At 37.0% G+C, this 19620-nt stretch carries 21 protein-coding genes and 1 pseudogene; 15 read left to right on the top strand and 7 right to left on the bottom strand.

Annotated elements, in window-relative coordinates; genetic code table 11:
• Nucleotides 1-19: 19 nt before the first annotated feature.
• Nucleotides 20-499: a hypothetical protein gene (locus tag F6K40_RS20635; RefSeq protein WP_293138978.1), complete on the bottom strand. Its 480-nt coding sequence runs from the start codon at nt 497-499 to the stop codon at nt 20-22.
• Between F6K40_RS20635 and F6K40_RS20630 the strand changes: the two genes are divergently transcribed.
• From F6K40_RS20630 to F6K40_RS20610, 5 genes are all read left to right on the top strand, one after another.
• The gene (locus F6K40_RS20630; protein WP_293138977.1) at nt 479-922 is read left to right on the top strand and encodes a tyrosine-type recombinase/integrase; all 444 of its coding nucleotides are present in this window, start codon (nt 479-481) and stop codon (nt 920-922) included. The two genes, F6K40_RS20635 and F6K40_RS20630, sit on opposite strands and share 21 nt — an antisense overlap.
• Nucleotides 923-1764: 842 nt before the next feature.
• Nucleotides 1765-2343 carry an ATP-binding protein gene (locus tag F6K40_RS20625; protein ID WP_365672200.1) on the top strand — a complete coding sequence of 193 codons (579 nt, stop codon included), beginning with the start codon at nt 1765-1767 and terminating at the stop codon, nt 2341-2343.
• A 19-nt stretch (nt 2344-2362) separates the two neighbouring features.
• Nucleotides 2363-2791 (top strand): hypothetical protein, encoded by a 429-nt coding sequence (locus F6K40_RS20620; protein WP_293138976.1) that lies wholly within the window; start codon nt 2363-2365, stop codon nt 2789-2791.
• A gap of 290 nt (nt 2792-3081) precedes the next feature.
• Nucleotides 3082-4182, top strand: coding sequence for an ATP-binding protein (locus tag F6K40_RS20615; protein WP_293138975.1), 1101 nt, complete (start codon nt 3082-3084; stop codon nt 4180-4182).
• Nucleotides 4133-4648 carry an nSTAND1 domain-containing NTPase gene (locus F6K40_RS20610; protein ID WP_293138981.1) on the top strand — a complete coding sequence of 172 codons (516 nt, stop codon included), beginning with the start codon at nt 4133-4135 and terminating at the stop codon, nt 4646-4648. Before F6K40_RS20615 ends, F6K40_RS20610 begins: the two co-directional genes overlap by 50 nt.
• Before the next feature lie 84 nt (nt 4649-4732).
• Here F6K40_RS20610 and F6K40_RS20605 read toward each other — a convergent pair whose 3' ends face one another.
• Entirely contained in the window at nt 4733-5095 is a 363-nt protein-coding gene (locus tag F6K40_RS20605; RefSeq protein ID WP_375340583.1) for an RNA-guided endonuclease InsQ/TnpB family protein, read from the bottom strand.
• Here F6K40_RS20605 and F6K40_RS41395 point away from each other — a divergent pair.
• Together F6K40_RS41395 and F6K40_RS20600 are read left to right on the top strand one after the other, a co-directional pair.
• Nucleotides 5074-5139, top strand: a pseudogene (locus F6K40_RS41395) (hypothetical protein); the annotation flags it as partial. The gene F6K40_RS20605 and the pseudogene F6K40_RS41395 overlap by 22 nt on opposite strands.
• Nucleotides 5140-5169: 30 nt before the next feature.
• The gene (locus F6K40_RS20600) at nt 5170-5325 is read left to right on the top strand and encodes a hypothetical protein (protein ID WP_293138974.1); all 156 of its coding nucleotides are present in this window, start codon (nt 5170-5172) and stop codon (nt 5323-5325) included.
• Nucleotides 5326-5739: 414 nt separating this feature from the next.
• Here F6K40_RS20600 and F6K40_RS40950 read toward each other — a convergent pair whose 3' ends face one another.
• Nucleotides 5740-7572 carry a PQQ-dependent sugar dehydrogenase gene (locus F6K40_RS40950; RefSeq protein ID WP_365672194.1) on the bottom strand — a complete coding sequence of 611 codons (1833 nt, stop codon included), beginning with the start codon at nt 7570-7572 and terminating at the stop codon, nt 5740-5742.
• Nucleotides 7573-8195: 623 nt separating this feature from the next.
• Here F6K40_RS40950 and F6K40_RS20585 point away from each other — a divergent pair.
• Nucleotides 8196-9650 carry a GUN4 domain-containing protein gene (locus F6K40_RS20585; RefSeq protein ID WP_293138973.1) on the top strand — a complete coding sequence of 485 codons (1455 nt, stop codon included), beginning with the start codon at nt 8196-8198 and terminating at the stop codon, nt 9648-9650.
• Between the two features lie 311 nt (nt 9651-9961).
• Here F6K40_RS20585 and F6K40_RS20580 read toward each other — a convergent pair whose 3' ends face one another.
• Nucleotides 9962-10126 carry a hypothetical protein gene (locus tag F6K40_RS20580; RefSeq protein WP_293138972.1) on the bottom strand — a complete coding sequence of 55 codons (165 nt, stop codon included), beginning with the start codon at nt 10124-10126 and terminating at the stop codon, nt 9962-9964.
• 114 nt (nt 10127-10240) lie between these two features.
• On the opposite strand from F6K40_RS20580, the gene F6K40_RS20575 reads away from it, so the two are divergent.
• Nucleotides 10241-11194 (top strand): DUF192 domain-containing protein, encoded by a 954-nt coding sequence (locus F6K40_RS20575; protein ID WP_293138971.1) that lies wholly within the window; start codon nt 10241-10243, stop codon nt 11192-11194.
• Between the two features lie 495 nt (nt 11195-11689).
• On the opposite strand, the gene F6K40_RS20570 is transcribed toward F6K40_RS20575, so the two are convergent.
• Both F6K40_RS20570 and hemE read right to left on the bottom strand, forming a co-directional pair.
• Nucleotides 11690-12661 (bottom strand): NAD-dependent epimerase/dehydratase family protein, encoded by a 972-nt coding sequence (locus tag F6K40_RS20570; RefSeq protein ID WP_293138970.1) that lies wholly within the window; start codon nt 12659-12661, stop codon nt 11690-11692.
• Between the two features lie 1529 nt (nt 12662-14190).
• Nucleotides 14191-15255, bottom strand: coding sequence for a uroporphyrinogen decarboxylase (hemE, locus tag F6K40_RS20565; protein ID WP_293138969.1), 1065 nt, complete (start codon nt 15253-15255; stop codon nt 14191-14193).
• Between the two features lie 500 nt (nt 15256-15755).
• Here hemE and F6K40_RS20560 point away from each other — a divergent pair, with 500 nt between their 5' ends.
• From F6K40_RS20560 to F6K40_RS20545, 4 genes are read left to right on the top strand one after another with little or no spacing between them, the layout of a single operon-like run.
• A complete protein-coding gene (locus tag F6K40_RS20560) occupies nt 15756-15890 on the top strand; it encodes a hypothetical protein (RefSeq protein ID WP_293138968.1) in 135 nt (44 codons plus the stop codon).
• 24 nt (nt 15891-15914) lie between these two features.
• Nucleotides 15915-16055 (top strand): hypothetical protein, encoded by a 141-nt coding sequence (locus F6K40_RS20555; protein ID WP_293138967.1) that lies wholly within the window; start codon nt 15915-15917, stop codon nt 16053-16055.
• 18 nt (nt 16056-16073) lie between these two features.
• Nucleotides 16074-16199 (top strand): hypothetical protein, encoded by a 126-nt coding sequence (locus F6K40_RS20550; protein ID WP_293138966.1) that lies wholly within the window; start codon nt 16074-16076, stop codon nt 16197-16199.
• 24 nt (nt 16200-16223) lie between these two features.
• The gene (locus F6K40_RS20545; protein WP_293138965.1) at nt 16224-16517 is read left to right on the top strand and encodes a hypothetical protein; all 294 of its coding nucleotides are present in this window, start codon (nt 16224-16226) and stop codon (nt 16515-16517) included.
• A 308-nt stretch (nt 16518-16825) separates the two neighbouring features.
• Here the strand turns inward: F6K40_RS20545 and F6K40_RS20540 are convergent, their stop codons facing one another.
• A complete protein-coding gene (locus tag F6K40_RS20540) occupies nt 16826-18235 on the bottom strand; it encodes a helix-turn-helix domain-containing protein (protein WP_293138964.1) in 1410 nt (469 codons plus the stop codon).
• Nucleotides 18236-18530: 295 nt separating this feature from the next.
• Between F6K40_RS20540 and F6K40_RS20535 the strand changes: the two genes are divergently transcribed.
• Together F6K40_RS20535 and F6K40_RS20530 are read left to right on the top strand one after the other, a co-directional pair.
• Nucleotides 18531-19112: a DUF6232 family protein gene (locus F6K40_RS20535; RefSeq protein ID WP_293138963.1), complete on the top strand. Its 582-nt coding sequence runs from the start codon at nt 18531-18533 to the stop codon at nt 19110-19112.
• A gap of 70 nt (nt 19113-19182) precedes the next feature.
• On the top strand, nt 19183-19575 hold the full coding sequence (locus F6K40_RS20530) for a cupin domain-containing protein (protein WP_293138962.1): 393 nt from the start codon (nt 19183-19185) through the stop codon (nt 19573-19575).
• The last annotated feature ends 45 nt before the right edge of the window (nt 19576-19620 follow it).

Below are 19620 nucleotides of genomic sequence, written 5' to 3'. Positions count from 1 at the left end.
ACGATTTTTAGGGAGACCCCTAACAGGGCGGTGGGATAGGTAAGTCAACGATTCCACCATCTTTAGATACCTCAGAGCAGCTTCTATCCCCCCACTCTGAATAATCATTCGGTACTGTTTTCTCTGTTCCGGTGTCATTTGTAATTATCTTAATAAACTCATGGGGATGACAACTTTGAGATAGCTGACTGAGACTATCAGCAGTGCCATTCATAAACTCAATAATATTTCCCCTCCTCTGAAGATATTGATCGCGCTCAGGCAACAATATCCCCAACTCATCCCACCATTCATTCCCCCGCTTTTCTCTAACTTGAATATTTTCATCTATGTCAGATTGAGATTTCTTCTTTTGCACTCGCCGAGCTCGCTGAGTGAGTACAGTTTTCTCAGCCACAGCCATTTCATCACTTGCCACAGACTGAGAATTGTTATCTGTCTGTGGTGGTGGTGGAGTTTCAGGCTTAATAGTTTCTCGGTGAGCCTTGCGAATCGACATGGACTGCGACGGTCTGAAGCAGTCGCTATGAGATGGGAAGATATTAACTTTCAGGCACAGGAAATATTTATCCGCCGGGCTAAAGGTTCCCTAAGTGGTGCCGCTCCATTATGGAAGGATGAGTTAAATGCCCTCAGAAAGTACCAGAGAGAAAGTGGCGATCGCTCATCTGGCTATGTGTGGATGGGTAGAAATAAACAAGCTATATCTGGAAAAACAATCTATTACTTAATTACAGAATTAGGGACAGCTGCAGGAATGATAATTCACCCGCATCAACTCAGACATTCCTGTGGATATCACCTCATAAATCAAGGCCATGATTTGCGTCTAGTCCAGCAGTTATTAGGCCACAAGCAAGTCAATAATACTATCCGCTACACTCAGTTAGCTGCTGGAGCTTTGAGGAAATTAGTAGATTAAATATATATATATATAGTAATTATTTAAAAATAAATTTAAAAATAAGTATGAGCGATCGCTTATAATAGTTTTGCACACCTATAAAGGAACTATTACTATGACTAATTTAACACATCAGACATTTATTAACAACGGCCTTGAAGTAATAATTAATACGGAGGCTGGGTAAAGTTTTTCTCAGTATCGGGTTATGCGAGGCTTTCTGGGTTATCTAAGCAGGCAATCTCTAAGCGATTACAAACCGTCAACCAAAGCGAGGTAATAACGCCTAAAGTCCTGACTGAGGCTGGAGCGAAAACCGTCAACCTAATATCCGAAAAATTAGTTACTGAATGGATAATTAAGGACAATCCAGAGGTGGCCAAGAAGTTTTTACAGGCAGGTGTCCGATTATTTCTTTACTGTCTACTACTGCATCTTGTGGTCTACAGTCCAGTAGACTGTTTACTGTATAGTCACCAGTCAGTCACTAACTTTGGGTGACTAATCCTGAAACCTTTGCTACGACTGAATATAGTCACCAGTCAGAGAAAATCATCCTTTTTCTTTGTAGATACATTTGTTTTGTTAACGTAGGCCAATTGCCCTGGCAAATGGCCATTAGAAGTAAAAAAAGATATAAATTAGAGGAGATAAAATGGCTTTAACTCATGCCTAAATCCGTGCCAAGAAGTCGAAAAATGTGCCTATATTCGTATATATTTAATACATGGGCACGGATCGCATAGCCTAAAACCCTTTTATCTCAGGGGAGGACTAGGTATCTTATCTCACGCGAGCGTTAAAATCCACGGACAAACAATCCTTTCTTCCCTGCTGGTCCTGTACCTCCAGAATATTTCATCGGGCGAAAATCTGAACTTCGATTTGCTTTCGATCTAATTGCTAATAATTTTCGTGGACACGCTGCTTTCTATGGTAGCTCTGGTATGGGTAAATCATCTCTTCTCTATCTTCTAACTTACCCTGAAATTTGGCAAGAGCAAGGACAAGACTACTCAAAGTCGTTTATTGTTTACCTCAACTGTACTGATATCAATCCTTTCACGCCCTATGCTTTTTGGAAGGAAATCTTAATCTTGTTGAAAGATGAAGTTGAGGATAACGATGAATTAGAAGCTCTTATTGATGAGGTCTTAGAAGGAGAAACTATTGAGAAGGCGGATATCCGTCGGATACTTAAGAAAATTGGTCAGCAGGATCAAGATAAATTCTTGCTGCTACTAATTGATGATTATGATTCTGCTCTCAACCCGAATGTCGAATATACAGAAGTTGAGATGCTAGCATTCCTGAGCGAATTTCGTAATCTGGCAGTAGATAAAAAAGTAAGGCGACATTTGCGGACTATTGTAACTACATTCAGGCGATTGAATGAACTTGGACCAAAACTTTCGAGGAAGTGGTTCACCTTGGTATAATCACTATATCTTCCAACTAATGAAACCTTTCTCAAAGGCTGAAGTTATGGAGGAGTTTTTCACTTCTACTTCTCCCCGTTTCATTAAAATTAAACAGAGTTTGCAAGAAGGTGTTTTGAAAATTACTGGTGGGCATCCACAACTACTTCAAAATGCAGGATATCTTCTATATGAAAGGCTTCAAGAAGGAAAAATAACGGAGCTTGAGACATTTATTCAAGACTTTCAAAGTCGAACGGAACAAATTTTCCAGAACATTTGGCAATTCTCAACATGGGGAGGATGGGGAGGATGGAGAGGATGGGGAGGATGGGGAGGATGGGGAGGATGGGGAGGATGGGGAGGAGGGGGAGGAAGAATTCTGTCTACAGTCTTCACTTCGCATGTGTCTAATTCAATACATTTTTCTCCTTTCTCCCGAAAAAGCCGCTCCCAGACCTACCCATAACTTCTCAATAATGCCCAAGTTTTATGAAAAGAGAAAGATGTTTATAAAGCATAGCTTTCACTCGTGGGGCAAGGGGGGATAGTTGTGGGGTTGGGGGAGTGTTCTCCCCCTTCCTTTGTCAAGAGAGAAAGGAGTGTTCTCCCCCTTCCCTCCTCCCCCCTTTCACTCGTGGGGCAAGGGGGGAGGAGGGAAGGGGTTGGGGGGTTAGGTTTTAACCACAATTTTAGTCTAGACGCGCTAGCAGGAAGAAAGTGTTGAGAACCAAACAATAGTAGCAAGGAATTAATGGCATGACTGCTTCAATTACTGGACAAGACAATCCTTATATTATAGGTGTTCCGATTGACGAACCGGAATTTTTTTTCGGGCGAGAAGACCTCTTTCGATTTATTAAGGATAATTTGAAGCAGAATGCCAAGGTAATTTTACTCCATGGTCAGCGCCGTATTGGTAAGTCCTCGGTATTGTTGCAAGTTCATAACTTTGTTCAGCTAGAAGAGTTTTTATTTGTTTTCCTGTCTCTGGAAGGCAAAAGCAGGAAACCAGTTAGTGATGTTCTGTATGAAATTGCCTCAGAAATTCTGGAATATTTGGAGGATGAATTTGAGCTGCAAGTTGATGGGGTTAGGATTCCATCTAAAAAGGATTTACAGAAAGAACAAGGGCTTTTTTCTGAGGTTTTCTTAGGGCAAATTTTTGAAGTAATAGATGGCAAAAATTTAGTTCTTTTGCTAGATGAGTTTGATGTTTTCGGCGAACACTCTCAAGATACAGCAAGCACTCACTTATTTCCCTATTTGAAATCCCTTATTGATCAACAAAAAAAGCTTTTTATCATTCCAGTTGTGGGACGACGACTTGATGATATGCCGAATTTACTCGGTTTGTTCCATGAAGCACCTAATCTGAGAATTGGTTTGTTGCAAAAGCCAAATGCTGAGAGATTAATTACTAAACCAGTTCAGGGTGTTTTAGAATATCAGTCTGATGCAATTCAGGCGATTATGGAGCTATCAGCAGGGCATCCTTATTTTACTCAAATAATATGTTTTGTTCTCTTTTCTAAAGCAAGAGAAGAAGAGCGATCGCTTATCACTCGTGAAGATGTAGAAAATGTTGTTGATAAAGCGATCGAGATTGGTGAAGTTGGACTAGCATGGTTTTATGATGGACTTCCTATCCCGGAACGAGTTGTATTCTCAGCGGTAGCAGAAGCTCAACAAGTAGCTACTGGAAAAGCAGAGTTAGTTGTGGAAGACCCGTTGACGGTGCTAAGAAAGTATGGAGTTATCCAGACAAAATCATTGGTTCAGGCAGGAGGAAGATTAGCGGGATGGGGTTTTGTGGATTTGCTGGAAGTTTCAGACGCAAAACTTAGGAGTCAGCTTTGAATACGGACTGGTGCAGAGAATTCTCAATGATGTGCAACAAGAGCTGGGAAATTTACCCCTACCCCTATTAGAATTTGCCCTCACAAAACTGTGGCAAAAGCTCACCCAGAAACAATTAACCCACAACGCTTATGAAAAGATAGGGGAAATCTCTGGGGTCTTAACCCGCTATGCCAATGAAAAGTATCATCAACTCAGCAAACAGGAAAAAGAACAAGTCAGTCGCATTTTTGTGCCGTTGGTGCCTCCTGGCGAAGGAACTGAGGGCACCCAACGAGTCGTCACCGAAGAAGAATTCCAGGAAAACCGTTGGAAGTTAGTCAAAAATGCAGTTGATGCTCGGTTAGTAGTGACCAAAAGTCAAAGGGAAATAAAACCTATCGTTTTGTTGTCAAGTCTTGCCTTATTAAATATATTATTGCTAACACTATTGTTCTTGCTTACAGCTCACCAGTTACAAGTTTAGTGAGAGTAAATCAAGGTTTAGTTACCAGCGTTACTTTTAGCCGTTCTTAGAAACCTACGATTATCTGCAAAAATCTATGATTTTCTATAAACAATCTGTTCTATTCCCTATTGCACTGGCAACGTCGGCGTTATCCAGTCCACAAGCTGTGACGATCAAACTGACCGCCTGAGCTAGATTTAAGCTAGCATTCAAGTCTCTGTCACAACTTAAACCACAGTGTTCACACTTAAACATCCTCTCAGATAAAGATAGAGACTTCTTGACATTTCCACAGTTAGAGCAAGTTTTAGAACTAGGAAACCATCTATCAACAATGATTAACTTAGAACCATATAGCTCACACTTGTACTGTAATTGTCTTCTAAATTCATAAAAACCCATATCGGCAACAGCTTTAGCTAGTTTATGGTTCGCCATCATTCCTGATACATTTAGGTCTTCTATTACTATCTTGCTTTAGTCCTGATGGCAACTTACTGGCAACTGGTGGAGAAGATGGTACTATCCGCTTGTGGAAGTTGCAGAAGCAACAGCTACCCACATCTACAGAAAATCAAGACTTAGACGAATTGCTAGTGCGTGGTTGTAATTGGGTGCGAGACTATCTGGAGAATAACCCCGAAGTTAATGAGAGCGATCGAACTCTTTGTAACGATATCATTGATAATGGATAATTAATAATGGATAATTGATAATTAATAATCAAATAATCAGGGTAATAAACCCAGTTTTTGGGTGGGTTCGCCTAAGTCCTGTTATAATTACAGCAGTTTCGGAGGCGCGTGAGATACAAAATTTTTTTTTGTTAAAAGCTGGAAACCTATTAGTAATTTTGGCAGTTCAAGCATCCTGCTTGTTACAGTCTTGAAGGCTGTGTTACAAGGATATAGATTAACCTTTAAGTGTACCTCACCATCCTCCCCATTTCCAGACACTTTACATCGATAGTACCGAAATTAAAATTGCTCATATAGAATGCGGATAATTTATCGCTAAGTCGTTGCGACTTACACTCCGTGGAAGGAAGCAATCTCCTAAAGATAAGAGATTGCTTCCTATCTTCGCAATGACAACTTTTCAATCGGATTTTAATCATTATATTGAATACGATAAACCCGATTATTCACTTCTTCAGTAAATAATAAACTCCCATCGGGTAATACCTGTAAACCAGTCGGACGACCCCAAGTTGTTTCCTCTGAAATATCCAAAAATCCTGTTAAAAAGTCTTGATATTCTCCTGTAGCATTTCCACTTTCATCAAAGGGTAAAAATACTAATTTATAACCTGTAGGTTCCTGACGATTCCAACTGCCTCGAAAGGCGACAAAAGCTCCATTTTGATATTCTTCTGGGAAAGTTTCTTGATCATAAAATTGAAGTCCTAAAGGTGCAGAATGGGATTGAAATAAAACATCAGGAGTTTCAGTTTGAGCTACTAAATTAGGATTTTCTTCTGCTCTTCTAGGGTCTTCCAAATTAGGTGATAAATAAGCATACGGCCAACCATAAAATTCACCTTGTTCTAATCCTGTTAAATAATCAGGAACTAAGTTATCTCCTAATCCATCTCGTTCATTGACAGTTGTATAAAGTTGACCTGTAATTGGATTAAAGTCTAAACCTACTGGATTTCTTAAACCAAAAGCAAAAGTTTGTTGATTAGAACCATCTAAATTCATTACTTGAACTGATGCTCTTGGTAATTCTTCGACAGATACATTGGAGAGGGAACCAATAGAAACAAAAAGTTGATTATTTTCAGAAATTGCTAAGTTCCGAGTCCAATGACCTCCTGCTGGTAAATCGGCGATTTTTTCCCCAGTTCCATTAATTTGTATATCCCCAATATTGTAGGGATATCTAATTATTGAATCTGTGTTTCCGACATAAAAATAATCTTCAGTAAAAGCCATCCCAAAAGGTTGATTTAATCCATTGGTTTCTGAAGCAAAAATCTGAGAAAAATCTGCTGTTCCATCGCCGTCTGTATCGCGCAATAAACGGATTTGATTGAGTGGAGTTTCTGTTACTAATACATCTCCGGTTGGAGTAACTCCTAACCAACGAGGTCTGTCTAAATCTTCAGCAAATACATTAACTGTAAATCCATCAGGAACTTGCAAGGTTGGATTATTAGGAACTGGAATAATATCGGCAGGATTAGAAGCACTATCACTGGCAAAAGGTTGTGGTAATGAGTCTATAGAAATGCGGATATTTTCTGATAATAATGGTTGGGTTTCTATGAAGCTGCTATTAAGGTTTCCATTACCAGACGTATCTATAAAAGATAAAGTATTTGGGTCGATTTCTGATGGTAAAGTACCTAATAATAAACCAATAATTTGTCCTGAATTACTAATTGAAATTACAGTATCATTACCTCCTGAAGTGCTAGTTGCAAATGTTAAATCATTAGCTGTTAAACCTGATGGTAAATTTAAGCGATCGCCTCTTGAAAAATCAGTAATTATGTCTGCTTCTTCCGAAAGGAAAAAGACATCTGCACCATTTCCTCCAGTGAGAGTATCTATTCCTAAATCTCCATACAAACTATCATCACCATCTCCACCATTTAGCAAATCATCTTCTTTTCCACCTCTCAAAATATCATTTCCAGCATCACCAAAAATTTCATCATTGCCTAAATTTCCACTGAGAAAATCATCACCATCTCCACCAAAAATTAAGTCATAATTTTTGCCTCCGAATATTGTGTCATTGCCTTGATTTCCACTAATTGAATCATTGTCTTGATTACCATTAATAATTTCTGCATCTTCAGCTCCAATAATTGAATCATTGCCACTTAAACCAAGTAAACCTCCAGGCAAATTTGCTAGTAATTGAGAAGTTAGCTGAAAGTTATCAGAATCTAAAGTTAATTCATAAAATCCGTTAGGAGTAGGACCTGGCATTATTTTTAGATATGTTTGAATTTTTGACTATTTTAATAGTATAGAAGTTAGGAATTAGTGGTATAGCGCTACGCGCTAGGGAACAGGGAACAGGGAACAGGGAACAGCCGACTTTCAAAGGCTTTCAGGATTTAGAAATGTCCTAACCTTAATGCGTAGTGCTATAGTTGTAGTTTATTAAAATTTAATTTTTGACCAAAAAATCAGGTCTCAAGCCTCCCCTTTCAAGGGGATGAAAAAAACAGGTTCAATAGACATCTGGTGAAAAATATGTAGACTTTTTGTAAAAGTAGGAAACAGGGAAAACTTAACAGGAAACAGGGAAGAGATTTTCAGTAAAAATCTACATAAAATGATTTTATCAGAAAATTTTACAACTCTATTTTATGGTAAATAAAGGGCAAGTTTATTTTCTGAAAATGTCTAATATTTCAAGCCTTTAACTTTAAGCAGAGGTACTGATAACTGATAACTGAAATGACCAAGGAAAGTTCCAACCAGATTTTTTTACCGACAATTTTTGTCTAGATGTGCTAAAAATAGTAGAGGTTTGGTCTCCAAATTCTACCTCGAAACCCTGTCTCCAAACCCTAGTACAAATTTCTATTAGAAAACTTATTATTATGTCTCAATGTCTCAACCCAGAATGTCTAAATATTAATCCCGATAATTTTCAATTCTGTCAAAAATGCGGAAATAAATTATTACTTGTAGAACGTTATTGGGCAAAAAGTATTCTAGGACTTGGTGGTTTTGGTCGTACTTTTTTAGCTGTGGATGAGTTTAAACCTTCTAAACCTTCTTGTGTAATTAAACAGTTTCTTCCTCAAGCTCAAGGAACGGAAACTGTGGAAAAAGCTGCCGAGTTATTTGCACAGGAAGCAGAAAGGTTAGAATTGTTAGGAAAGCATCCCCAAATTCCCGAACTTTTTGCTTATTTTTATGTAGATAATCGTCAATATTTAGTACAGGAATTTATTCAGGGAGAAACCCTGCAACAAGAGTTAGATAATCGTGGTGTTTTTAATGAAAGTCAGATTCGAGAATTGTTAATAGACTTATTATCTGTTTTGCAGTTTGTTCACAGTCATAATGTCATTCATCGGGATATTAAACCAGAGAATATTATTAGGAGAGAGGCGGATAAAAAATTAGTATTGGTTGACTTTGGAGCATCTAAAATTATGCAGACAACTCAACGTCGAACAGTGACAGGAACGGTTATTGGTTCGGCAGAATATTGCGCCCCGGAACAGTCTATGGGAAAGGCAAAGTCTAGGAGCGATCTGTATAGTTTGGGGGTAACTTGTTTGCATTTATTAACTCAGATGAGTCCGTTTGATATATATGATGTAATGGAAATGGAATGGGTATGGCGAGATTGTTTAAATGGAAATTTTGTCAGTGATGATTTGGGTAAAGTTTTAGATAGTTTGGTAGAGCAAAAACCGAAGCAACGTTATCAGAAGGTTGAGGATGTTTTGGCTGATTTAGGGTTTGGTAACTCTTCTGTTTCTACTGCTCAAGAAACTCAAAAATCTCCAAAAATTTCTGTTTCTCATACTCAAAAAAATCAGCAACCTCCACAAAATTTTGTTTCTAATGATGTACCTTTGGTTTCAGCTAGAAAAGTAAACTATAAAAAGTTGCGTGACTTATTAGCGGCAGAAGAATGGAAAAAAGCAGACCAGGAAACTGAGCGTTGTATGTTGGAAGTTGCAAGACGAGAAAAGGAATTTTTCTTGAGAGTAGAAGATATAGATAATTTTCCTTGTGAAGACCTGCGCACTATTGACCAACTTTGGATAAAGTATAGTAATGGAAAGTTTGGCTTTTCTGTGCAGAAGCAAATTTATCAGAGCTTGGGTGGTACAAGGAAGTATGATAAAAAAGTATGGGAAGCATTCGGCGACGAAGTGGGATGGACTCAAGGAGGAAGTTGGGTTATTTATTTAGACCTGACTTTTAGTCTGGAAACGCCTAAACTGGGACACCTTCCGGCGGGATTCCCACCAAAGTGGAGGCGTGATGTTTGGCGGGCTAAACAATCCGCACTTCTCTCGCGCAAAGACTTGTAGACTTTAACATATAGCCGTTTCAGCCGCCTGATATTCAGTTATCAGTTTTTAATAACCTATTTATCGCTCATCAGATACCAGTCTTTTCCCCTTTCTATGACAGAAGTGATTGTCATTGCGAGACAGTGATACAAACAGTTAACCTCTAGGATTTACCATTAACGATCGCCTAAGCAATCTCCCGTATTATAGAAAAGATTGCTTCGGGGGGTATTGGGGTGCTTCACATAAAATAATTACTTTTCCTTCCCCCCTCGCAATGACTGTATTATTTTCAGAGATTGTCGCGAGGCAGTTATAGAAACAGTCAACTACTCGACTACATCCATCCGTGTATCCGTGGCCAAATCCGTGTCTAGCGAAACTGATAACTGAGATGTTTTGCCTGGATTTATATTAGATATGAGAATAATTTGGTAGCTATATTCATTTTGTGAAGCTCCAAAAAAAAATCCGTTATCAGAATCAGTTTGCACTTTCTAAATAATTTTGATATGCTTACTTCAATAAGGGTTAATTCGCCCATGCACATGACTTTTTATTCAACCAAAAAGCATCTTTCTCCTAAATACTGATAACTGATAACTGAAATGACAAATATTCAAGGTACGGTAGGTATTGACTTTCTCAGTGGCACTCCCGATAGTGACATCATCTCTGCTCTGGAAAGTAAAGATATTGCCCAAGGTTTCGGGGGTAATGACCAAATTTTCGGCAACCAGGGAACCGATGTCCTCCAAGGCAATCAAGGAGATGATATTATTTACGGCGGACAAGATGCCGATACAATCTTTGGCGGGCAAGGAAATGACTTCATTTCTGGAGATTTTGGAGCAGACTGGTTAATTGGTGACTTGGGTACCGATACAATGACTGGGGGTGAGGGAGACGATGTGTTTGCCATTGGTAGACGTGGAGACTTATCATCTACTGGTGGACTAAGTTTGGCAGATGCAGACGTGATTACTGATTTTGGGAATGGTGGCGATCGCCTCATCCTAACTGGAGGGTTACAATTTAGTGAGTTAAATATTTTGCCTTCTGAGGGTAATACTATTATTCAAGATAGAGTAACGGGAGAATATTTGGCAATTTTATCAGGGGTGACAAATCTTGAGGAGTCGAATTTTAGTTCTTTGTTAGGTGGAGTGGAGTTAGGTCAAATGTTACCTATTTCAGCACAGGCAAATTTTTCTGGTCAAGTTGTTAATTTGGAGGTAGCACGAACTCCTTTTGAGCAAGCAGTAGGTTTGATGTTTCGGACTGAGTTGCCGGACGATCAGGGTATGTTATTTTCTATCGATCCTCCTCGCGCGGTGAATTTTTGGATGAGAAATGTATTTATTAATTTGGATATGGTGTTTTTGAGGGATGGGGTAGTACAGGCAATTTTTTCTAATTTACCTCCTTGTGAAACTGAACCTTGCCCTACTTATGGACCAGGTACTCCTGTTGATGGAGTAATTGAGTTGAGGGGTGGTAGAGCTATGGAGTTGGGTTTAAGGGTGGGCGATCGTGTAGATATAGTTGAATTCATAAGTTAGAAGTCAGCTGAAGTCATAAGTCATAAGTCATAAGTCATAAGTCAGTAGTTATAAGTTATAAGTTATAAGTCATAAGTCATAAGTCAGTAGTTATAGTCATTCCAGCTAAGATTGAGGCACTTAACCTCGTAAAATCCTTGAAAATCAGGGATTTAGCCGTCTCATTTTTATTTGAAACGACTATAAATTATTTTTGAGAACTTCAGAAAGTTGAAAATGTATTGACAGTAATGGCGAGCGCGTAGATATTCAGCCTATTTTTTCGGACTAAAAAAATACTTTTTGATTTAGCTTTTGTCACTACACATTTGTTTGGTTGAATAAAAAATCATGCGCATAGGCAAGCTGACGCTTATAAATGTATAGTACCACAAAATTGAGTTTATTTTCCCAGTATTTTCTACCGAAATTTTTAGAGCTTCAGAAAATGAACATTTTTATCACTATAGGAGTTACAAAATCCTAAAAGCTGGACTAACCAATAATGCATGAATTTTAAATTTTGAATTTTGAATTCCGCGTAGCGACATTAGTTCTCAAAATATCAGCAACCGTAGGACAATAACTTGGCAATTCAAAAGTAGCTGGATTAATAGGATTTTGATATGTAAAATGGCGATATTCTAAACAGAATCTATCCCAAGCTGCAACTTGAATTTTAAACACTGAAATTATTACCTCTATCAACCAAGGAGTCAAATTAAAACGAAAAAATATTCGTTTCTTCAGATATGCACAAATTTCTTCAACAGTCTGATTTACTGTAACTTTTGGATTCCCTAAAATTAATTTTTGTAATTCTTTTGACTGGGGTGGATTTTCAACTAAATAACCAACTACTTGAGCAATATCAGCAGCATGAATAAAATGGAAACTACCATCAGTCTTTAACCATCGAATTAAACCAATATATTTAATTATTTCTGGCAAACCAGCAGACAGATGAGAATCTGGTTTTTGTTCATCTCCTCCTAAAACCAAAGTAGGAAAAAGACAAGTTAGAGGAGGTAAATTCTTAAGTCGAGATAACTGATACATACAGTCATACTTAGAGCGAATATAGTCAGTACCAATTTCTCCAGCTTTTCTAAGTAATCTGTTATTTTGGTCGAGAATACTAGCAGTAGAAAAATAGATGATATTTTCACAGACTTGAGCATTTAGTAATGTGATTAACTTCAGAGTTTTAATCACATTAATATCAAATACTTCCTGCAAATTTCCCCAAGCAGTAGCAGCTAAAATTGCCACATTAATTTCTTGGAGTAAGGATGAAAACTGCTCAATTTCTCTCAGATTTGCGTTTAAAATATTAATACCAGAACGAGCTTTATAGTCAACTTTTAATTTATCTGGGTTTCTAACTAATAAGTAAAGTTCGTGGTGGGTATTTTGAATTAAATATTCAACAATATAGTGACCAATACACCCGCTAGCACCCGTGATGAAAATCTGTTTCTTGCTCATACAAATTAGTTATTAGTTATTAGCAAAATTTGTAGTGGACTGACACAGCTAAAACTGTGCAGAGCGCTTTTTTCGTATAGTTCCTTTTATAGCAAGATTTGAGAATTTTTTTTTCTAACGTAACATTTAAGATGTGTCAGTCTAGTCGGAAATTTTGACGACTCATCTCCCGTGGCGGGGTGCTTCAGGAAATGTATCGACTGTTGCGTATAGAGCAATAAAAGAAAATTTTGACTAATCATCTCCCGTGTCTGGGTGCTTCAGAAAATGTATCGACTGTTGCGTATAGAGCAATAAAAGGAAATTTTGACTAATCATCTCCCGTGGCGGGGGTGCTTCAGGAAATGTATCGACTGTTGCGTATAGAGCAATAAAAGGAAATTTTGACTAACCATCTCCCGTGTCTGGGTGCTTCAGAAAATGTATCGACTGTTGCGTATAGAGCAATAAAAGGAAATTTTGACTAACCATCTCCCGTGTCTGGGTGCTTCAGAAAATGTATCGACTGTTGCGTATAGAGCAATAAAAGGAAATTTTGACTAACCATCTCCCGTGTCTGGGTGCTTCAGAAAATGTATCGACTGTTGCGTATAGAGCAATAAAAGGAAATTTTGACTAACCATCTCCCGTGGCGGGGTGCTTCAGGAAATGTATCGACTGTTGCGTATAGAGCAATAAAAGGAAATTTTGACTAATCATCTCCCGTGACGGAGTGCTTCAGAAAATGTATAGAGCAACGGTCGATACGCAATAAAAGGAAATTTTGACTACTCATCTCCCGTGGCGGGGTGCTTCAGGAAATGTATTGACCGTTGCGTATAGAGCAATAAAAGAAAATTTTGACTAATCATCTCCCGTGGCGGGGTACTTCAGGAAATGTATCGACCGTTGCGTATAGAGCAATAAAAGAAAATTTTGACTAATCATCTCCCGTGACGGAGTGCTTCAGAAAATGTATAGAGCAACGGTCGATACGCAATAAAAGGAAATTTTGACTAATCATCTCCCGTGGCGGGGTGCTTCAGGAAATGTATCGACTGTTGCGTATAGAGCAATAAAAGAAAATTTTGACAACTCATCTCCCGTGGCTGGGTGCTTCAGAAAATGTATAGAGCAACGGTCGATACGCAATAAAAGGAAATTTTGACTAACCATCTCCCGTGGCTGGGTGCTTCAGAAAATGTATAGAGCAACGGTCGATACGCAATAAAAGGAAATTTTGACTAATCATCTCCCGTGGCGGGGTGCTTCAGGAAATGTATCGACCGTTGCGTATAGAGCAATAAAAGGAAAATTGCACTACTCATCTCCCGTGACTGGGTGCTTTAGGAAATGTATCGACCGTTGCGTATAGAGCAATAAAAGGAAATTTTGACGACTCATCTCCCGTGGCGGGGTGCTTCAGAAAATGTATCGACCGTTGCTCTCCCACTAAAAAAAGACAAAATCTTCCGCTATAAATTTAGGGGCAGGTTAAAAACCAACCCCTACAAAAATTAATGCAAATCTCCAACTTACCTGAACTGAACTTAAGCGGTTACTGCTAGTAAACTGCTTACCTCTTTAGCAGTTTTAAAGAAGAACTCTACATTTTCTTCAGGAGTCTTTTGCAAAACACCATGTCCTAAATTTAATATATGACCTCGGTTACCAGCTTTGCGGATAGTTTCCAGAATGCGAGACTTGATAAACTCCTTAGAACCAAAAAGTACACCAGGGTCGATATTTCCCTGAATACCAATATTCTTACCAAGACGTTGTCTAGCTTCACCAATATCTACAGTCCAGTCCACACTCACAATATCAACACCAGTCTGGGGCATTCTCTCCAATAATCCAGCACTACCATTAATATATAGAATAAAAGGAGTATTAGGATGAGTCTTCTTAACCTGCTGCACTACCAATTTTTGATAAGGCAAAGCAAAAGTTTCATAATCTTCAGGACTAAGTTGACCCGCCCAAGAATCAAACATTTGGATAACTTGCGCCCCACTATTTATTTGATAACGAGCATAAACAGCGATCGCCTCTGCCAGTTTCCCTAAAAACTGATGCAACATTTCAGGCTCACAAAAAGCCATTCTCTTGATATTGGTATAATCTTTACAACTCTTACCCTCAATAGCATAAGCAGCTAAAGTCCAAGGTGCCCCAATAAAACCTAAAATTGCTGCCTCATTCTTAACTTCTCTTTTGAGAATTTGCAAAATTTCCCTAATAAAAGGTAGAGACTCTTCTGGTTCGATAGGGTGAAGTTGGTCAATTTGAGATTGAGTACGAATAGGCGGATCGATAATTGGCCCTTTACTTTCGACTATATCAAAATCAATACCTATTGCTGGAAGTGGGGTTAAGATATCTGAAAATAAAATTACTCCATCAGGTTTAAAAGCGTGGAAAGGTTGCAGAGAAATTTCCACAGCAATATCTACATTTTCGGAACGCTCGCGAAATGAGGGGTATTTATCTCGTAAATCTCGATAAGCTTTCATGTAGCGTCCCGCTTGTCTCATCATCCATACAGGAGGACGATCTAATAACTCACCCTGAGTTGCTCGTAATAAATAGGGTATTTGGCTTGATTCGGCCATCTTTGTTTTACCTTCTACTTCTCAAATTTTTTATCTAAATAGCAAGCAAAGCTTATGGGAGTCGGACATAATCAAAGTCTCAAACTCGAATATTGAAATATTTATAGTAAGATGGCTTTTTTTCTTTTGCCTTTTACCCTTTGCCCTTTGCCTTCTGCTATATCTCTAAGGTCAACGTTTGATAATTGTCCTAACTTGTTAGTTTACAGGGAGGTGACACTTGTGCAAATAGTCAGATTTGGATTGTAACGAAAGTTTACTATTTTAGGAGAGGGAGTGTGGGAGGTGTGGGAGGTGTGGGAGGTGCGGGAAGTGTGGGAAGTGTGGGAGAGAGTAGGAAGTGTGGGAGAGAGTAGGAAGTAGTAATTCGGATTTAGTAGCAAGAGAAAATCATCAAAAACAACACTGCTCGAACGACTCGCTCGACTCGCTCGACTCGCTCCATTTCAAATAATTCCCAATTCTCAGTCAGGTAAAATTAGAAATATCAAAATTTTCATTTGTGGGAGAAAGTAAAAAATAGTAATTCAGATTTAGTAGCAAAAGAAAATCAGAAAAACAACACTGCTCGAACGACTCGCTCGACTCGCTCGACTCGCTCCATTTCAAATAATTCCCAATTCTCAGTCAGGTAAAATTAGAAATATCAAAATTTTCATTTGTGGGAGAAAGTAAAAAATAGTAATTCAGATTTAGTAGCAAAAGAAAATCAGAAAAACAACACCGATCGAGTAACTCGAACGACTCGCTCGACTCGCTCTATTTCAAATATTTCCAAATTATCAGAAAGCTCAAATTAGAATTATCAAATTTTTCATTTGTGGGAGAGAGTAAGAAATAGTAACTCGGATTTAGTGGCAAAAGAAAATCATCACAACAACACTGCTCAAGCAACTCGAACGACTCGCTCTATTTCAAATATTTCCAAATTATCAGGAAGGTAAAATTGGAAATATCAAAATTTTCATTTGTCGGAAAAAGTAAAAAGTAGTAATTCGGATTTAGCGGCAAAAGAAAATCAGAAAAACAACACTGCTCGAACGACTCGAACGACTCGCTCGACTCGCTCCATTTCAAATAATTCCCAATTCTCAGTCAGCTCAAATTGGAAATATCAAAATTTTCATTTGTGGGAAAAAGTAAAAAGTAGTAATTCGGATTTAGCGGCAAAAGAAAATCAGAAAAACAACACTGCTCGAACGACTCGAACGACTCGCTCGACTCGCTCCATTTCAAATAATTCCAAATTTTCAGGAAGGTAAAATTGGAAATATCAAAATTTTCATTTGTGGGAGAGAGTAAGAAATAGTAATTCAGGTTTAGTGGCAAAAGAAAATCATCAAAAACAACTCTGCTTGAGTAACTCGAACGACTCGCTCGACTCGCTCCATTTCAAATAATTCCAAATTATCAGGAAGGTAAAATTGGAAATATCAAATTTTTCATTTGTCGGAAAAAGTAAAAAGTAGTAATTCGGAATCAAATTTTTCATCAATCCCCATTTTAAAGAACAAGGTTTAATTACTATCGCTCTTTAATAGTCTTTATTCTTTGTGGCAAGCACCATAGTTTAGTTTTGCATCTGAAAATTTTTAATATATTCTCTGAATAAGGAAGATAGAGTAAATAAGGTATTGTTAGTTTTTATTTGATTTAATAAGTATCGTCTTTTCAGAGATTGCAATCCATTGATAATATCTATAGATGACAATGAGCAGGATTTTTTTAAATCTTCTATTGAAACATTTTCATCGCATTTACTTATTTTTAAAACTATTTGTTTTTCTGCATCAGACATCCTCTGGTATGAGGCATCGAAAAGTAGTTTCATTTCTTCTGTAATGATTAAATTCCCTTCAGCTATAAACTGAGATACTAAGTCTTGAAAAATATCTTTGATTAAAGTGCTTATGTGTTCCAAATATAAGGGATTGCCTAAATACATATTGTTTAAATTCAACCAATATTCTCGATCTTGGAGTTTATATTCTTGGATTATTTCTATTCCAGCTAAATTATCTAAGCCTTCTAATTCTAAACATTGAATCGGATATAGTTCTCGGTCTAAAGCTGTCATTTCCTGAGCTTTTTCTTGACTAATTAATATTAAACAACTTTGATGCTCGGTTTGAGCGATCGCTTGGAAGAGGTTTTGATATTCTGTATGTTGATTTTGATATTGTCCGGCAAATTTTCCACTGATAAATATATTTTGTACGTCGTCAAGAACTATCAAGCATTTTTGTCTAGATAATAAGTCAAAAATTTGGGTAAATTGTTCGTCTGAGATGAGAATATCTTGATTTTCGATACTGATTTTTTTTAACAAGTCTGTCATTAGGGAATTTAGAGATTTGACAAATTTTAAATTTCTCCAAATTACTACATCGAACTTTTGAAGATTCAGGTCAATAAATCTTTTTACGAGAGTAGTTTTGCCAATACCACTTAATCCTAATACTGACATTAGACGAGTTTTTTTATGGAAAATATAGTCGGATAAAATTTCTAATTCTTGAGTACGTCCGTAAAAGTAAGCAGCATTAATTGTAGGAGCGATACTTAAATCCTGAAAAGTTGTTTTAGCTGTATCTTTAATTTGAGAATCTTGAGGATATTTTTGATATTGATATAGAGTTTGTGACCCGAAATTATGATTAGTTCCTACACAAATATTTTTATGATTAGTTCCTACACAAATATTTTGTCGTGACTTTGCCTCTGTTTGTAATCTTTCGATAGTAGAGCAAAAATTAGATTTATTAATATCTTCTCCTAAACTTTCCGAAAAAGTTTTCCATAACTGATAACCCACATCTCGAATTCGACTTTCACTACGATTACATTCTTGTGCAATATTTTCATAAGTTTTACCTTGCCAAACACCTTTAATAACAGTTTCTTGAATATCATCTAAATGTTTTCCTCTATGAGCAAAAACTAGGCGATCGGCAAATTGTAAAACTTCCGTAATAGTCATTGAGTTTAGTCCTGATAATAGTTTCAACTATTTTAACTCATTTTCGTAGGACGTTTTAGGATATTTTTCTATATTGACTTGATTTTTATTTACAAAAATCGCGATTTAATCAGGCAATTTAGTATAGTCAAAACTACGTTTAACTCTTAAATTAGGATTTAGGGTACGATGAAAATTTTTCTGACTCAGTATTATGAGTAGTTAATATTTTTAGCCTATCTAAACTAAGTTTTACAGCTTAAAGAAGCTCACTAATAAGTGGCAGTACAAGAATAACTTTGAAATTAAATTAAGGGTGAATGATAATTTACCAAAATCTTCTCCAGAATCAGAAGAAGTAGAATCATCAATTCTAAAAATTAGAGGAAAAACCTTAATCTATGGTAATACTATTTATCAAATCAGCAACATTACCAGTATTAGTTTGGTTGAGAGGAAAAATACAAAAAAAAGAAGAACTAAAACCTATTCTGCTTTACTCTTTGTAGGTGTGCTGTTGCTTGTACCTATAAGTATTATATTGCTTTCATATCCGAACAGAAATTTACAAATAGTTGGTTTGTTAATGATAGTTATTGATATTTTAGTATTGCCTCGTTATGTACTAAATATAACTTCTCAAAAATATGGCATGGTTATTGAGGGAAATTCAGGGGAGAAAGAAGTTTTACTTAGTCCAGATAAGGAGGGGATGATAAAAGTAGTTCTTAAGTTATACGAAGTTATGAATACAGAAGAGATAAAATCATTCAACGTCTACTCTCAGGATAATAGCGTTAAATTAGAGGATAATAGCATTAAATTCCAAGGAACATCCATTGCCTCTTCTTTCGTATCAGGTAAGGTTGGGAAAAATGTAGTCTCTTCTATTAAGTAAAATTTCCAATTAAAAAGTATCGAATTATTTTTAAACTAGCAAATTTTTCAGAAATTAATTGAGGTTAAGTATGACAAACAACTCTATCAAAATTGAAAATAGCGAGATTAAGGGCGCTAATATTGTCTCAGGTATTGTTAAAGGAAAAGTTACTGCTTTAATCAATGAATTACCTGATTCTTCCGAACCAAATAAACCAGGAATTAAAGAATCCTTGACTCAACTTCAAAAAGCAATTGAAGCAGAATCAAATTTGAGTCAAGAAGATAAAGAAGAAGCTTTAAAAAAATTACAAAGTCTGGCAGAAGCAGGAAAAAATCCCCAGGGAAACCAACAAAAAGCAAAAGGAGCAATTAGATTTTTAAAAGGTTTATTTATAGAGTTACCTAAGACAGCAAAATTAATCGAACAGTGGAAAAAATTATTACCAGCGATCGCTAGTTTCTTTGGATTTGAAAATTAGGATATATGAGTAAATCTTCAGATGACGAAAAGACAAGTAAATTGG

Origin of the sequence: Okeania sp. SIO3I5 (assembly GCF_010672085.1) — a bacterium.
Lineage (GTDB): Bacteria > Cyanobacteriota > Cyanobacteriia > Cyanobacteriales > Microcoleaceae > Trichodesmium.
Note: the sequence above shows the minus strand (reverse complement) of the source record. Positions and strands in the feature narration are given on the sequence as shown.